This window comes from Cytobacillus oceanisediminis (assembly GCF_022811925.1).
In the GTDB taxonomy this organism is placed as follows: Bacteria; Bacillota; Bacilli; order Bacillales; family Cytobacillaceae; genus Cytobacillus; species Cytobacillus oceanisediminis_D.
Genome location: NZ_CP065511.1, coordinates 3,914,469 through 3,928,906, shown reverse-complemented (window position 1 = coordinate 3,928,906; position 14,438 = coordinate 3,914,469). Strand labels below are relative to the sequence as shown.

Annotated in this window: 15 protein-coding genes and 3 rRNA genes; 13 read left to right on the top strand and 5 right to left on the bottom strand. The window is 42.9% G+C overall.

The window, feature by feature from the left end; translation table 11 throughout:
• Nucleotides 1-11: 11 nt before the first annotated feature.
• Together IRB79_RS19635 and IRB79_RS19630 are read left to right on the top strand one after the other, a co-directional pair.
• Nucleotides 12-212, top strand: a complete 201-nt coding sequence (locus IRB79_RS19635) for a cold-shock protein (RefSeq protein WP_009332506.1) — start codon at nt 12-14, stop codon at nt 210-212.
• A gap of 77 nt (nt 213-289) precedes the next feature.
• Nucleotides 290-796, top strand: coding sequence for a metallophosphoesterase family protein (locus IRB79_RS19630; RefSeq protein ID WP_243504261.1), 507 nt, complete (start codon nt 290-292; stop codon nt 794-796).
• 8 nt (nt 797-804) lie between these two features.
• On the opposite strand, the gene IRB79_RS19625 is transcribed toward IRB79_RS19630, so the two are convergent.
• Nucleotides 805-1,647, bottom strand: a complete 843-nt coding sequence (locus IRB79_RS19625; RefSeq protein WP_243504260.1) for a GNAT family N-acetyltransferase — start codon at nt 1,645-1,647, stop codon at nt 805-807.
• A 156-nt stretch (nt 1,648-1,803) separates the two neighbouring features.
• On the opposite strand from IRB79_RS19625, the gene IRB79_RS19620 reads away from it, so the two are divergent.
• Nucleotides 1,804-2,205 (top strand): cytosolic protein, encoded by a 402-nt coding sequence (locus tag IRB79_RS19620; protein WP_243504258.1) that lies wholly within the window; start codon nt 1,804-1,806, stop codon nt 2,203-2,205.
• A gap of 28 nt (nt 2,206-2,233) precedes the next feature.
• On the opposite strand, the gene IRB79_RS19615 is transcribed toward IRB79_RS19620, so the two are convergent.
• Nucleotides 2,234-2,527: a DUF6509 family protein gene (locus IRB79_RS19615; RefSeq protein ID WP_243504257.1), complete on the bottom strand. Its 294-nt coding sequence runs from the start codon at nt 2,525-2,527 to the stop codon at nt 2,234-2,236.
• 277 nt (nt 2,528-2,804) lie between these two features.
• Here IRB79_RS19615 and IRB79_RS19610 point away from each other — a divergent pair, with 277 nt between their 5' ends.
• Nucleotides 2,805-3,014 carry a cold-shock protein gene (locus tag IRB79_RS19610; protein WP_206837737.1) on the top strand — a complete coding sequence of 70 codons (210 nt, stop codon included), beginning with the start codon at nt 2,805-2,807 and terminating at the stop codon, nt 3,012-3,014.
• Here the strand turns inward: IRB79_RS19610 and IRB79_RS19605 are convergent.
• Nucleotides 3,007-3,153 carry a DUF3900 domain-containing protein gene (locus IRB79_RS19605; protein WP_345798891.1) on the bottom strand — a complete coding sequence of 49 codons (147 nt, stop codon included), beginning with the start codon at nt 3,151-3,153 and terminating at the stop codon, nt 3,007-3,009. The genes IRB79_RS19610 and IRB79_RS19605 overlap by 8 nt on opposite strands.
• A 145-nt stretch (nt 3,154-3,298) precedes the next feature.
• Here IRB79_RS19605 and IRB79_RS19600 point away from each other — a divergent pair, with 145 nt between their 5' ends.
• The 4 genes from IRB79_RS19600 (at nt 3,299) to rrf (ending at nt 9,403) form a co-directional block, all read left to right on the top strand.
• Complete coding sequence (locus tag IRB79_RS19600; protein ID WP_243504255.1) at nt 3,299-4,126, top strand: hypothetical protein; 828 nt, start codon at nt 3,299-3,301, stop codon at nt 4,124-4,126.
• A 320-nt stretch (nt 4,127-4,446) separates the two neighbouring features.
• Nucleotides 4,447-5,978: ribosomal RNA gene (locus IRB79_RS19595) — 16S ribosomal RNA — on the top strand.
• A 304-nt stretch (nt 5,979-6,282) separates the two neighbouring features.
• A 23S ribosomal RNA gene (locus IRB79_RS19590) occupies nt 6,283-9,206 on the top strand.
• A gap of 80 nt (nt 9,207-9,286) precedes the next feature.
• Nucleotides 9,287-9,403: ribosomal RNA gene (gene rrf, locus IRB79_RS19585) — 5S ribosomal RNA — on the top strand.
• The 16S, 23S and 5S rRNA genes sit together here, the layout of an rRNA operon.
• A 259-nt stretch (nt 9,404-9,662) precedes the next feature.
• On the opposite strand, the gene IRB79_RS19580 is transcribed toward rrf, so the two are convergent.
• Nucleotides 9,663-10,286 (bottom strand): LysE family transporter, encoded by a 624-nt coding sequence (locus IRB79_RS19580; RefSeq protein WP_243504253.1) that lies wholly within the window; start codon nt 10,284-10,286, stop codon nt 9,663-9,665.
• Nucleotides 10,287-10,528: 242 nt separating this feature from the next.
• Here IRB79_RS19580 and IRB79_RS19575 point away from each other — a divergent pair, with 242 nt between their 5' ends.
• Nucleotides 10,529-10,708, top strand: coding sequence for an H-type small acid-soluble spore protein (locus tag IRB79_RS19575; RefSeq protein ID WP_243504250.1), 180 nt, complete (start codon nt 10,529-10,531; stop codon nt 10,706-10,708).
• A 36-nt stretch (nt 10,709-10,744) separates the two neighbouring features.
• Here the strand turns inward: IRB79_RS19575 and IRB79_RS19570 are convergent, their stop codons facing one another.
• Nucleotides 10,745-10,894, bottom strand: coding sequence for a hypothetical protein (locus IRB79_RS19570; protein ID WP_243504248.1), 150 nt, complete (start codon nt 10,892-10,894; stop codon nt 10,745-10,747).
• A 165-nt stretch (nt 10,895-11,059) separates the two neighbouring features.
• Between IRB79_RS19570 and IRB79_RS19565 the strand changes: the two genes are divergently transcribed.
• The 4 genes from IRB79_RS19565 to IRB79_RS28070 all read left to right on the top strand — a co-directional run bounded on the left by IRB79_RS19565 (nt 11,060) and on the right by IRB79_RS28070 (nt 14,369).
• On the top strand, nt 11,060-11,401 hold the full coding sequence (locus IRB79_RS19565) for a metal-sensitive transcriptional regulator (protein WP_243504246.1): 342 nt from the start codon (nt 11,060-11,062) through the stop codon (nt 11,399-11,401).
• Between the two features lie 17 nt (nt 11,402-11,418).
• A complete protein-coding gene (gene copZ, locus IRB79_RS19560) occupies nt 11,419-11,625 on the top strand; it encodes a copper chaperone CopZ (protein WP_243504244.1) in 207 nt (68 codons plus the stop codon).
• Nucleotides 11,626-11,787: 162 nt separating this feature from the next.
• Entirely contained in the window at nt 11,788-14,223 is a 2,436-nt protein-coding gene (locus IRB79_RS19555) for a heavy metal translocating P-type ATPase (protein WP_243504242.1), read from the top strand.
• Nucleotides 14,224-14,240: 17 nt separating this feature from the next.
• The gene (locus IRB79_RS28070; RefSeq protein WP_275721276.1) at nt 14,241-14,369 is read left to right on the top strand and encodes a hypothetical protein; all 129 of its coding nucleotides are present in this window, start codon (nt 14,241-14,243) and stop codon (nt 14,367-14,369) included.
• Nucleotides 14,370-14,438 lie beyond the last annotated feature (69 nt).

Below are 14,438 nucleotides of genomic sequence, written 5' to 3'. Positions count from 1 at the left end.
AGGAAATTTACATGGCAACAGGCAAAGTAAAATGGTTTAACTCAGAAAAAGGTTTTGGTTTTATCGAAGTTGAAGGCGGAGAAGATGTATTTGTTCATTACTCTGCAATCCAGACAGAAGGTTTCAAAACCCTTGATGAAGGCCAGGAAGTTAACTTTGACATAGAGCAGGGCCAGCGTGGACCTCAAGCTGTAAATGTAACAAAGTTATAATTGATTGATAAGAGAGTCCCTATTAAGGGGCTCTTTTATTTTTGGGAGAAATAGGGTATAAAAGTAAGAGGAAAGGAATGATAATGATTAAAATCCTTATTCTGTCTGATACCCACATGCCGAAGAAGTCAAAACAACTGCCTGATATACTTCTGAACGAACTTCTCAGCTGTGATTTGATTATTCATGCAGGTGATTGGCAGAGCGTCGAACTGTATTATGAATTAAAAAAATATGCACCTGTTGAGGGGGTATATGGAAATACCGACAGTGATGAACTTTGCTCCATTCTTAAGAAAAGAATACTGCTTGAAATAGAAGGCTTTAAAATTGGGGTTGTCCATGGACATGGAAAGGGAAAAACAACTGAAAAAAGAAGTATAGAAGCATTTGATAAGGAAAATGTTGATGCTATTATATTTGGCCATTCACATATACCGATAAAGAAACTCCATAATGGAATTATACTGTTTAATCCCGGGTCTCCGACAGATAAGCGCAGGCAGCCGAACTATTCGTTCGGCACCCTGGAAATTTCAGATGAGATGACATTCAATCATGTTTATTTCGATTCAAAGGAATAAAACGTGTTTCAAACCTTGAGTGTGTTCAGGTCATATTCGTAATAATCTTGTGTGCCGTATGGTTCAAAGCCGCATGATTTGTACAATGAAAGTGCATGGTCATTTTCTGCAGCTACTTCAAGATGCACCCAGTTAACTCCCTTGCTGTGCTGCAGATTAACAACATTTGTAAGAGCGCCCCTGCCGATTCCTTTCCCCTGAAAAGAAGGATCGACAGCAAAACCGTAAATCCACGCAGCATCTTTTTCTGTTTGAATCCTGATTTTGCCGGCTTTTTCGCTTTTGTATTTAATTATAAAAGTCCTCTCATTTTCGCAGGCAAAGATTTTGTTATTATAAACCTCTGCTTCGTCTTTGGGGATATCAAAGCATGCAGTATCCAGATGATTAATGAACACAAGGTCACTGCTCATTGCTTGCCGCATAGTTACTTCAGGATTTGCTGTTCCGATTTTTTCGCTTTTATGGCGTTTCATTTGATACTCGGAGAATGAATAGGTGCAGGGTAATGATTTTAGATAACCTTTTGCAGATTGGGAAGAGGCTGGAGCATTAATAAGTAATTTGCGTGCTTGGGCCAATTGTTTTACTACCTCATTGAACAAGCTGGAAAAGATCCCCTTTCGTCTATGATTAGGGTGAACCATTCCGCATAATTCAACCGGACCTCCGAGATTATATAGAGCAAGGTAACCTAATAAATTCCCGCTATTATCATAATGGAAATAGTCATTTTCCTCGTCGGCCCTTGACTTCAAGGTATCCCAGTTTAATTTTAATTTGAAATTCCCTATCTCTTCGCATATTTGCTGGAGAGAATGGATATCGTTTAATTGTTTTTTTGTCAGCACTCAGGCGGCCTCCTAGATAAAAGAAATAATAAACCAATATTATAAGAAAACGGTTCAAACGAATAGTCCTAAATTTCAATCTATTAGCCTTGGATAGAAATTATGTAAATAAATATAGCAATATGTTAGGATTGTATGGAAAAAGGGGGAGAATCAATGAAGAATTTCACAGTGATGTTCCATAAGGAAGACAATGTACAGCCGATGGCTGTTCAAAAATTAAATGAAAATGACTTTGAACTATACACAGAAGGCGGCACAAGGCATTTATTTGAATTGAATTCAAATGTTGGCTATTTTATATTTTTTGATGCTATTGATAAGGAAGGTAAGGAGTCTTACCTGGTTCTCCAATATGAAGGTGAATCGGAAGAACCCAGTGCATGCTTTGCTTTTGAATTAAAAGATTTCTATCAATTCACAGCTCTTTATCTGAATGACCTTGATTTTAATGAAGGAAATAATGTGGATAGGGAAGAAGAAGAAGCTTATACACCGATACAGCATTTGGCACATTTAATGTATCACATTATTGAAGAGAGTAAAAAAATTCAGTGATAAAATAAAAGAGCAGGGGAACCTGCTCTTACTCTTGTGCTTGAGAAAGGTTCTCTCTGCAGAAAGCAGAAACTTTTTTCTCTTCCTCCTCATTTAAAGCGAAATCCAATATGTTTCCTGAATGACTTTCGACAAAATGATAATTAAGAATCCTCTCATCTTCTCCATTTTTATAATAAAGCACCCTTAACTTAATGCCATTCTCTGAATATAATTCATCGTCTTCATCTACATCGATATCTAAAAAGTATTCGTAGCGGTCACCCGTTAAAATGCCAGTGGGATCCTGTATGTACTCAACAGTATAACTTGTAATGTTCATGGTCTTCACCCTTTCTTTCGCTGCTGTACATGTCATTATACACTTTTCCCAGATTGGTTTAATAGTATTTATCAATTTTTTGCCGTGTTTCTAAGGCTGCTGTGTAAGTTTAGAACTTTTTGACAGAACCCTTTAAATATGTTATACTAATTTTAGTAAAAAGAATATAATATATTGCCCATAAACACTTGTTATATAGAGCCAGTGGTTCGTCACTTTATATAGCAAGTGATTTTTATTTTGGGTAAGGGTCTTACTCTTTGGGAGGTGCCTGATTATGGCAATGGGATTTGGCAGAAAAAATTTGGAAGAAATCAAGGTTGAAGAAGTGAAAATCTGGGAGTGTACATCTGAGTCTTGCAACTGCTGGGTAAGGGACAATTTCAAAAGCAGCCAGGTACCTATTTGTCCGATTTGCAAAAGTGAAATGAAAGAAACGACTAAAGAATTGCAAGTCGTTAACAATAACAGCATCTTTTCTAAATAATTGTAAGGGCGATGACATCGCCCTTTATTTTTTTGCTGATTTTTTCTATTACGCTTGCAAGCTCATCGGGTCTTAGAAATTCAATAAGGGAAAAGCCTTTTTCAAACATAATACTCTCAGATTCAATATCAAAATCCATGCATTTTACCCGTTTTAATCATATTTAACTTTTAAGTGTAGATAAGGGGAAATCTTACGTCAATTTGTCCTTCCTTTAAAGGTGAAGTATATGTTTGTCCATGAAGAACAAAATAATGGAAACGTGCTAAACTGGATGTGGAAGAATGTCAAATTTACTTTGGTTTCTTGGATTAGTGTTCATCAGCATAGGCCTTATTTATATAACTTATATTAAAACTGAATATCGGTATAATCTTGCGGTTTACTTCTTCGTTATGGGACTTTCTTTCTTAATGGAATACATCGTATTAATTTTAGGCGACGCATACTCCTATTATCCGAAATTATTTTCTGTCCAATGGTATGATGATGTTTTTGGTTCCAGTATATCACAGGCTTTTTTTATTCCTAGTGTACTGATGGCAATAGCTGCTTTTAGAATGCGCTTCAGATGGATTATTTTTATAATCGCCGCTATTTTTGGGATAGAAGAGCTGTTTCTCTGGTTGGGCATCTATGAACATAATTGGTGGAGATCCTGGTTTACCCCGATAATCTTGTTTGCTTCAGTTTTTGTTATTAAATGGTGGAGGAATAGAGTTGAAGCTCCCACTTTATTTATTCAATTTATAACTGTGTATATGGCCATTACCACAATTTTTCAGGGGATATCATTTGTTTTAACGGCTATCCTGGGAACTCATCGGTATAAAATCGGATGGTTTGAATCACCTTACCAGGACCATATAGCTTTCAGTGTTCTAATTTGGATTATCTATGCACTGCTGCTGACCATTATCATAATAAAATATTATCGATTTAAATGGATGGCCCTATTATTTTTTGCCGATTTAGCTTTTCATTTCTTTATGGTGAAAATGGACATTTTAGAAATAAGCGCTTTTTGGAATCCTATTTACTTTAGTGTGATACTTATGCTTTTGCTGATGTTAATCAGGAAATTAAATAATTATATGTTCCCATCAAACTGAAATTTATACTTTCAAAATGTTATCTGATGATCTAAAGAAAAATTAAAAAATAAATATAAATTGGTATAAAATACCACGAATAAAACGTTGACCTGGAACACTTGCGATGCTATTATTTAAGAACAGCTTTCACAAGATAACTGAAAGAAATTATTTTTTAAAATGTTATTGACGCTGAAGGTTGTAAGTGATATATTATAAAAGTTGCTTCAAAAGATAGCAGCTGAAATGATTGATCTTTGAAAACTGAACGAACAAAAACGTCAACGTTAATTCTTTAGTCTTTTTTAAAAAGACAACTTATGAGCTTAATCAACTCTTATATGGAGAGTTTGATCCTGGCTCAGGACGAACGCTGGCGGCGTGCCTAATACATGCAAGTCGAGCGGACAGATGGGAGCTTGCTCCCTGAAGTCAGCGGCGGACGGGTGAGTAACACGTGGGCAACCTGCCTGTAAGACTGGGATAACTCCGGGAAACCGGGGCTAATACCGGATAATTCTTTCCCTCACATGAGGGAAAGCTGAAAGATGGTTTCGGCTATCACTTACAGATGGGCCCGCGGCGCATTAGCTAGTTGGTGAGGTAACGGCTCACCAAGGCAACGATGCGTAGCCGACCTGAGAGGGTGATCGGCCACACTGGGACTGAGACACGGCCCAGACTCCTACGGGAGGCAGCAGTAGGGAATCTTCCGCAATGGACGAAAGTCTGACGGAGCAACGCCGCGTGAGTGATGAAGGTTTTCGGATCGTAAAACTCTGTTGTTAGGGAAGAACAAGTACCGGAGTAACTGCCGGTACCTTGACGGTACCTAACCAGAAAGCCACGGCTAACTACGTGCCAGCAGCCGCGGTAATACGTAGGTGGCAAGCGTTGTCCGGAATTATTGGGCGTAAAGCGCGCGCAGGCGGTTCCTTAAGTCTGATGAAAGCCCCGGCTCAACCGGGAGGGTCATTGGAAACTGGGAACTTGAGTGCAGAAGAGAAGAGTGGAATTCCACGTGTAGCGGTGAAATGCGTAGAGATGTGGAGGAACACCAGTGGCGAAGGCGACTCTTTGGTCTGTAACTGACGCTGAGGCGCGAAAGCGTGGGGAGCAAACAGGATTAGATACCCTGGTAGTCCACGCCGTAAACGATGAGTGCTAAGTGTTAGAGGGTTTCCGCCCTTTAGTCGCAAACGCATTAAGCACTCCGCCTGGGGAGTACGCAAGGCTGAAACTCAAAGGAATTGACGGGGCCCGCACAAGCGGTGGAGCATGTGGTTTAATTCGAAGCAACGCGAAGAACCTTACCAGGTCTTGACATCTCCTGACAACCCTAGAGATAGGGCGTTCCTTCGGGGACAGGATGACAGGTGGTGCATGGTTGTCGTCAGCTCGTGTCGTGAGATGTTGGGTTAAGTCCCGCAACGAGCGCAACCCTTGATCTTAGTTGCCAGCATTCAGTTGGGCACTCTAAGGTGACTGCCGGTGACAAACCGGAGGAAGGTGGGGATGACGTCAAATCATCATGCCCCTTATGACCTGGGCTACACACGTGCTACAATGGATGGTACAAAGGGCTGCAAGACCGCGAGGTTAAGCGAATCCCATAAAACCATTCTCAGTTCGGATTGCAGGCTGCAACTCGCCTGCATGAAGCCGGAATCGCTAGTAATCGCGGATCAGCATGCCGCGGTGAATACGTTCCCGGGCCTTGTACACACCGCCCGTCACACCACGAGAGTTTGTAACACCCGAAGTCGGTGGGGTAACCTTTTGGAGCCAGCCGCCTAAGGTGGGACAGATGATTGGGGTGAAGTCGTAACAAGGTAGCCGTATCGGAAGGTGCGGCTGGATCACCTCCTTTCTAAGGATATTTACATGTAACGTGACGTTCTTTGTTCGTTCAGTTTTGAGAGTTCAATCTCTCAATGAAAGATTCGTTCTTTGAAAACTAGATAATGTTAATGAAGAAGCAATAACCGAGTAATCGCCATCTTAGTTTTTTTCTCTTATTTTTGTTATATAACGAAGTAAGAGCACAAACCATGAGGACGATGAGCAAGGAGATCAAGGAAGCGACCGAGTGAGCACCGGAGCGTACTTCAGTACGTGAGGAGCGGAGCGAGAGAGCTGACGCAGAGATCCGCAGTCGATCAGAGGCCGAAGTAGGTTAAGTTAGAAAGGGCGCACGGTGAATGCCTTGGCACTAGGAGCCGATGAAGGACGGTACTAACACCGATATGCTTCGGGGAGCTGTAAGTAAGCTTTGATCCGGAGATTTCCGAATGGGGAAACCCCCTATCCGTAATGGGATAGGATCTTTACCTGAATACATAGGGTATTGAAGGCAGACCCGGGGAACTGAAACATCTAAGTACCCGGAGGAAGAGAAAGCAAACGCGATTCCCTGAGTAGCATGAGCGAAACGGATTAGCCCAAACCAGGAGGCTTGCCTCCTGGGGTTTAGGACACTCTACACGGAGTTACAAAGGAACGAGGTAAATGAACAGGTCTGGAAAGGCCGGCCAGAGAAGGTAAAAGCCCTGTAGTTGAAACTTCGTTCCCTCCAGAGTGGATCCTGAGTACGGCGGGACACGAGAAATCCCGTCGGAAGCAGGGAGGACCATCTCCCAAGGCTAAATACTCCCTAGTGACCGATAGTGAACCAGTACCGTGAGGGAAAGGTGAAAAGCACCCCGGAAGGGGAGTGAAAGAGATCCTGAAACCGTGTGCCTACAAGTAGTTAGAGCCCGTTAATGGGTGATAGCGTGCCTTTTGTAGAATGAACCGGCGAGTTACGATTACATGCAAGGTTAAGTTGAAGAGACGGAGCCGCAGCGAAAGCGAGTCTGAATAGGGCGAATGAGTATGTGGTCGTAGACCCGAAACCAGGTGATCTACCCATGTCCAGGGTGAAGTCCAGGTAACACTGGATGGAGGCCCGAACCCACGCACGTTGAAAAGTGCGGGGATGAGGTGTGGGTAGCGGAGAAATTCCAATCGAACTTGGAGATAGCTGGTTCTCTCCGAAATAGCTTTAGGGCTAGCCTCATGTAGTAAGAGTCTTGGAGGTAGAGCACTGTTTGGACTAGGGGCCCCCATCGGGTTACCGAATTCAGACAAACTCCGAATGCCAAAGACTTATCCATGGGAGTCAGACTGCGAGTGATAAGATCCGTAGTCAAGAGGGAAACAGCCCAGACCACCAGCTAAGGTCCCAAAGTATACGTTAAGTGGAAAAGGATGTGGAGTTGCTTAGACAACCAGGATGTTGGCTTAGAAGCAGCCACCATTTAAAGAGTGCGTAATAGCTCACTGGTCGAGTGACTCCGCGCCGAAAATGTACCGGGGCTAAACGTATCACCGAAGCTGTGGATTGACATCTTACGATGTCAGTGGTAGGAGAGCGTTCTAAGGGCGTTGAAGCGGGATCGCAAGGACCCGTGGAGCGCTTAGAAGTGAGAATGCCGGTATGAGTAGCGAAAGATGGGTGAGAATCCCATCCACCGAATGCCTAAGGTTTCCTGAGGAAGGCTCGTCCGCTCAGGGTTAGTCGGGACCTAAGCCGAGGCTGAAAAGCGTAGGCGATGGACAACAGGTTGATATTCCTGTACCACCTCTTTACCGTTTGAGCAATGGGGGGACGCAGGAGGATAGGGTAAGCGCGCTGCTGGATTAGCGCGTCCAAGCAGTTAGGCCGGTAACGAGGCAAATCCGTTACCACACAGGCTGAGCTGTGACGGCGAGGAAATTTAGTACCGAAGTTCCTGATTCCACACTGCCAAGAAAAGCCTCTAGCGAGGGAAAAGGTGCCCGTACCGCAAACCGACACAGGTAGGCGAGGAGAGAATCCTAAGGTGAGCGAGAGAACTCTCGTTAAGGAACTCGGCAAAATGACCCCGTAACTTCGGGAGAAGGGGTGCTCATTAGGGTGCATAGCCCTGATGAGCCGCAGTGAATAGGCCCAGGCGACTGTTTAGCAAAAACACAGGTCTCTGCGAAGCCGCAAGGCGAAGTATAGGGGCTGACGCCTGCCCGGTGCTGGAAGGTTAAGAGGAGAGGTTAGCGCAAGCGAAGCTTTGAATCGAAGCCCCAGTAAACGGCCGTAACTATAACGGTCCTAAGGTAGCGAAATTCCTTGTCGGGTAAGTTCCGACCCGCACGAAAGGCGTAACGATCTGGGCACTGTCTCAACGAGAGACTCGGTGAAATTATAGTACCTGTGAAGATGCAGGTTACCCGCGACAGGACGGAAAGACCCCGTGGAGCTTTACTGTAGCCTGATATTGAATTTTGGTACAGCTTGTACAGGATAGGTAGGAGCCTGAGAAGCCGGAGCGCCAGCTTCGGTGGAGGCGTCGGTGGGATACTACCCTGGCTGTATTGAAATTCTAACCCGCGCCCCTTATCGGGGCGGGAGACAGTGTCAGGTGGGCAGTTTGACTGGGGCGGTCGCCTCCTAAAAGTAACGGAGGCGCCCAAAGGTTCCCTCAGAATGGTTGGAAATCATTCGCAGAGTGTAAAGGCACAAGGGAGCTTGACTGCGAGACCTACAAGTCGAGCAGGGACGAAAGTCGGGCTTAGTGATCCGGTGGTTCCGCATGGAAGGGCCATCGCTCAACGGATAAAAGCTACCCCGGGATAACAGGCTTATCTCCCCAAGAGTCCACATCGACGGGAGGTTTGGCACCTCGATGTCGGCTCATCGCATCCTGGGGCTGTAGTCGGTCCCAAGGGTTGGGCTGTTCGCCCATTAAAGCGGTACGCGAGCTGGGTTCAGAACGTCGTGAGACAGTTCGGTCCCTATCCGTCGTGGGCGCAGGAAATTTGAGAGGAGCTGTCCTTAGTACGAGAGGACCGGGATGGACGCACCGCTGGTGTACCAGTTGTCTTGCCAAAGGCATCGCTGGGTAGCTATGTGCGGAAGGGATAAGTGCTGAAAGCATCTAAGCATGAAGCCCCCCTCGAGATGAGATTTCCCATAGCGTCAAGCTAGTAAGATCCCTGAAAGATGATCAGGTTGATAGGTCAGAGGTGGAAGCATGGCGACATGTGGAGCTGACTGATACTAATCGATCGAGGACTTAACCAAGACATATTTGGTTATTACTCGGCAATTCTTCTTCATGCATTATCTAGTTTTGAGGGAACGAAGTTTCTTCAACCAAATAGTCCGGTGGCGATAGCGAGAAGGTCACACCCGTTCCCATACCGAACACGGAAGTTAAGCTTCTCAGCGCCGATGGTAGTTGGGGGCTGTCCCCCTGTGAGAGTAGGACGCTGCCGGGCATATGAAAGAGCACCTGATGGGTGCTCTTTTTTGTTTGTTTGAATGATATACAGAATCAAAATATCTTAATTTGAACTCTTCTTTTTAATGGAAAATACAAATATGCGTCACTTTCACCCATATATGTGCCAGAACTGAATTATTTTTGAGTCAATCCTCATTTTGCCGTCTGTTTTAAAAGTCAATTCCGTTCTCTGGAAAGATAAATGGTGCCAAATGTTTTATGACCATTTCATGTCCGAATGTATGGAATATGTATTAAAACAAAAGTTTATAAGCCTGCATCCCAAAATAAATCCCAAAGCCAATCAGCGATAAGCCAGATAATATGGAAATTAAAGCGAGAATCTTCTCGGTTAAAAATCTTCTGAAGCTGCTGGCGACAGCTGCCATCGTTATGTCCCAGAGAAGAAGCCCTGTAAAAATTGCACCGCTATATAAAACAACATGAGCCTTATCATACTCGGCTGCTGTTTTGGCCAGAATGGAACCATAGATGCCAAGCCAAAACAGTATAGTTAAAGGATTTGACAATGACATGAGAAAGCCTGACATAAAGGCTTTAACTTTAGATTCATCTTTGGTTCTATAGCTTGAAACGACTTTCCCGGCACTTATTAGGGTTTCAACTCCTGTGTATACAAGGACGAAAAATCCAAAGCACCATAAGAAAGCTTTCATGAATGGAATCTCAAGAAAGTGTACAACCCCCAAATAAACGGCTGCCATATATATGGCATCTGCTGTCATAGCCCCCAGCCCCACCAGCCAGGCATGTAAAAAGCCATTTTTTATTCCTTTATCCAACTGTGCAGCATTGATTGGACCGATTGGCGCTGCAAGCGACAGACCCAAGAATACATAGCCTAGAAATATGCTCATAAGTGTACAGCTCCTAACTGCCAAAACCTGTTTGTACAAATTGTATTCAGTGTATTGGAAGGATAGGACAACTTTTAATCCAGAGCAAGTTATGAACAGCAGATTTGTAATCAGTTGCCATAGTCCATAAAAACCTTGATCAAAAATCAGAAGGCTTACTCATTTCACTTTTTGACAAAGTAAGCATAAATTTCTCAAGCATGCAAAAAATAAAATGAAAAAAGCAGAGGAGAGTGTTACTTATGGATGTAAAACGTGTGAAGCAAATTCTTTCATCATCAGCAGATATCGAAGTAAAATACAATGGTGCTTCTGTGTGGATCGACAAGCTGAATGAGGATGGAAGAACAGCTACGGTACATTTGCGCGGTCCACTTGAAGAAAGATCCGAGGTAGAAATTGGAGAACTGACAGAATTGTAAATATGATCCTAAGCCGCCATATTGGCGGCTTTTACTCTATATTTCCTGATTGTATTCTGTTTCTGTACGTTCATTTAAATACTGATTCTCAGCAGAAGCAAAGTTTACTGACTGCAGGCTGATATCTTTATCGATCCCATATAGATCTTTGCCCATGTCTTCTAGATTTTCATGCTTTCTTTCCACATCAGGTGCCTCCTTTAATAAAGTGTTTCCGTTAGTATAAACAGAGATTTTCAATATCATGAAAGGGAAATTGTACATAAAAATCCGTAATTTATTTTTTTAGGGTTCAAGCCTTTACATAGGGTACCGGGGTATAATATAATGAATATAAAGGAGGCTGATCAAATGGCTTTTGAATTGGAAAATGAGGATTTATCATCTGAAAGCTGCTGTTCGATTGAATCGGAGCGAAAAAGTCATCACTCAGAAAAAGTTAAAAAGAATTTGACAACCCGTTTAAATCGGATTGAAGGTCAAATACGCGGAATAAAAGGACTTATTGACAGAGACGTGTATTGTGACGATATAATAACACAAATTTCTGCAACTCAGTCTGCTTTGAATAGCGTAGCAAAGCTTTTGCTTGAAGGCCATTTGAAAAGCTGTGTGGTTGAAAGAATCCACGAAGGCGATGAAGAAGTGCTTGATGAATTTTTAGTCACTATTCAAAAACTAATGAAAAAATAATTGGAGGTTTAATTATTATGGAAAGTGTAACTTTAAAAGTTAGCGGAATGTCATGCGGACATTGTGTAAAAGCGGTAGAAGGCAGTGTCGGCAAACTAAATGGTGTAGATAAAGTAGCGGTTGACCTTGATAATGGCCAGGTTCAGGTTCAATTTAACTCATCAGCAGTTACACTTGAGGAAATCAAAGAAACAATTGACGATCAAGGCTATGATGTAGAGTAATATATCGGGAAAGAACGTGTGAATATAATGCACGTTCTCTTTTTTTAATAAATAGGGCTGTAAAAATGGGTAATTTGTCTGGATTTAATTAATTGACATATAGGGTAGAGGGGTATAGTATATAAAGTGTAAGACACATCGTTTAATAAAGGAGTGGGAGTTATGGGTGATGCAGCCCTAAAGGAGGTTCACCTTCCAATATCAGGCATGACATGTGCAGCCTGTTCGTCCCGAATAGAGAAGGGCTTAAATAAGCTCGATGGCGTCCAGGAAGCAAGTGTCAATCTTGCTTTGGAAAAAGCAGCAATCAAATATAATCCTGCGGAAACTTCTGTCGAAGCATTTGAGAAAAAAATTGAGGATTTAGGTTATACGGTAGTTTCGGAGAAAGCCGAGTTCGAATTGCTGGGCATGACTTGCGCTGCTTGCTCTGGAAGGATTGAAAAAGGACTTAATAAGCTTCCAGGCGTCAAACAAGCTGTGGTCAATCTGGCTCTTGAAACTGGCACTGTTGAATACAATCCTGAACAAATCTCCATCCAGGACATGATAAAGAAAGTGGAAAATTTAGGGTATCAGGCGAAAGTAAAAATGGATAAAGACGAAGATATCGAAGGATATCGGGAAAAGGAAATTGAGAAACAAAAAGGCAAGTTTATTTTCTCTTTAATTCTTTCCATTCCTTTATTCTGGTCCATGGTGGGACATTTCGAGTTTACATCATTTATTTATGTTCCCGATATGTTTATGAATCCGTGGGTGCAGCTGGCGCTTGCAGCTCCCGTGCAATTTTTCATAGGAAAGCAATTTTATGCCGGGGCATATAAGGCATTAAAAAATAAGAGCGCCAATATGGATGTGCTGGTTGCACTCGGTACTTCTGCTGCTTTTTTCTATAGCTTATACCAATCAATTTTATCAATTGGCAGCAATGCACATATGGTGGAACTCTATTACGAAACAAGTGCCATCCTTATAACATTAATAATCTTAGGCAAGCTGTTTGAAGCACGGGCTAAGGGACGTTCTTCTGAAGCGATTAAAAAGCTTATGGGTCTGCAGGCAAAAACAGCAACTGTCTTAAGGGAAGGGGAAGAAATTGAAATTCCCCTTGAAGAAGTTATTGCTGGGGATATCATATATGTAAAGCCAGGTGAAAAAATTCCGGTTGATGGTGTAATTATCGAAGGGCAGTCTGCTTTGGATGAATCCATGCTGACAGGGGAAAGTGTACCTGTTGATAAAACAGCAGGCGACACAGTTATTGGGTCTACCATTAACAAAAATGGCTTCCTGAAAATTAAAGCCACAAAAGTTGGCAAAGATACAGCACTGTCACAGATTATAAAAGTGGTTGAAGAAGCGCAAGGTTCAAAAGCACCCATACAGCGAATGGCAGACAGAATCTCTGGGATATTTGTTCCCATTGTTGTGACTATAGCTGTGGTAACATTCCTGGTGTGGTATATATGGGTAAGTCCTGGAGATTTTGCAGAAGCACTCGAAAAATTGATTGCCGTGCTGGTGATTGCATGTCCATGTGCACTAGGTCTTGCGACGCCAACCTCTATAATGGCAGGTTCCGGCCGGGCAGCGGAATATGGGGTACTTTTTAAAGGCGGAGAGCACTTGGAGCTCACACATGAAATCACTACAGTCGTTCTTGATAAAACTGGAACAGTTACACATGGCAAACCGGTTTTAACAGATGTGATTACGGAAGGCAACATTGAAGAGAGGACATTTCTCCAGCTTGTAGGGTCAGCGGAGAAACAGTCTGAGCATCCATTGGCTGAAGCGATCGTAAAGGGAATAAAGGATAAAGGGATCACGCTATTTAATCCTGAGGAATTTGAAGCTATTCCCGGGTATGGAATTAAAGCAAAAGTGGAAGGCAAAGACCTTCTAATAGGTACAAGAAGATTAATGGACAAATACGGTGTTAATGTCCAGTCAGCCAAACTTGAAATGGAAACACTTGAGGAAAATGGAAAAACGGCAATGCTTGTCGCGGTTGATGGCAAATATGCAGGTATCGTGGCAGTTGCGGATACAATAAAGGAAACTTCCAGAGATGCAATCAATCGCTTAAGGAAACTGGGGATTGAAGTCATTATGATTACGGGAGATAACAAACGTACGGCTCAGGCAATAGCTGAGGAAGTGGGCATAGACTCTGCAATTGCAGAGGTTTTACCTGAAGGCAAGGCAGAAGAAGTAAAGAAACTTCAGAACCAGGGAAAAAAAGTCGCCATGGTCGGCGATGGCATAAACGATGCACCTGCACTTGCTGTAGCTGATATTGGAATGGCGATCGGAACCGGTACAGACGTTGCGATGGAAGCAGCTGATATCACTCTAATGAGAGGGGATTTAAATAGTATTGCAGACGCCATCCTAATGAGTAAAAAAACAATAAGGAATATAAAACAAAATCTTTTCTGGGCATTTGCATACAATACACTTGGCATCCCAGTAGCTGCGTTAGGGTTCCTTGCACCTTGGCTTGCCGGCGCTGCAATGGCGTTCAGCTCCGTATCTGTCGTTTTAAACGCACTTCGATTACAAAGAGTAAAAATTAATGAAAAAAATGTTTAATTGGAGGGGCTGATATAATGAAAAAATGGGCAGGTGCAGCGATTGCTTACCTCGTTCTTGTAATGGCATTGTATGCTGCATATGATTCTTTTTGGGTTACCCCAGAGCCGGTACCTCATGATATTGAAATGGAAAATCATGAATGAGAAATAAAAGAGCAGAGGGAAATCTCCCCCTGCTCTTTTTTCGAACATTGACGATTAAAAATTTGTAAT

Coding starts and splice junctions, on each gene's coding strand:
- IRB79_RS19575 (WP_243504250.1), top strand. CDS start 10,529: ATGGATGTAAAACGTGTGAAGCAAATTCTTTCATCATCAGCAGATATC.
- IRB79_RS19635 (WP_009332506.1), top strand. CDS start 12: ATGGCAACAGGCAAAGTAAAATGGTTTAACTCAGAAAAAGGTTTTGGT.
- IRB79_RS19565 (WP_243504246.1), top strand. CDS start 11,060: ATGGCTTTTGAATTGGAAAATGAGGATTTATCATCTGAAAGCTGCTGT.
- IRB79_RS19580 (WP_243504253.1), bottom strand. CDS start 10,286: ATGAGCATATTTCTAGGCTATGTATTCTTGGGTCTGTCGCTTGCAGCG.
- IRB79_RS19600 (WP_243504255.1), top strand. CDS start 3,299: ATGTCAAATTTACTTTGGTTTCTTGGATTAGTGTTCATCAGCATAGGC.
- copZ (WP_243504244.1), top strand. CDS start 11,419: ATGGAAAGTGTAACTTTAAAAGTTAGCGGAATGTCATGCGGACATTGT.
- IRB79_RS19555 (WP_243504242.1), top strand. CDS start 11,788: ATGGGTGATGCAGCCCTAAAGGAGGTTCACCTTCCAATATCAGGCATG.
- IRB79_RS19630 (WP_243504261.1), top strand. CDS start 290: ATGATAATGATTAAAATCCTTATTCTGTCTGATACCCACATGCCGAAG.
- IRB79_RS19620 (WP_243504258.1), top strand. CDS start 1,804: ATGAAGAATTTCACAGTGATGTTCCATAAGGAAGACAATGTACAGCCG.
- IRB79_RS28070 (WP_275721276.1), top strand. CDS start 14,241: ATGAAAAAATGGGCAGGTGCAGCGATTGCTTACCTCGTTCTTGTAATG.
- IRB79_RS19610 (WP_206837737.1), top strand. CDS start 2,805: ATGGCAATGGGATTTGGCAGAAAAAATTTGGAAGAAATCAAGGTTGAA.
- IRB79_RS19615 (WP_243504257.1), bottom strand. CDS start 2,527: ATGAACATTACAAGTTATACTGTTGAGTACATACAGGATCCCACTGGC.
- IRB79_RS19605 (WP_345798891.1), bottom strand. CDS start 3,153: ATGGATTTTGATATTGAATCTGAGAGTATTATGTTTGAAAAAGGCTTT.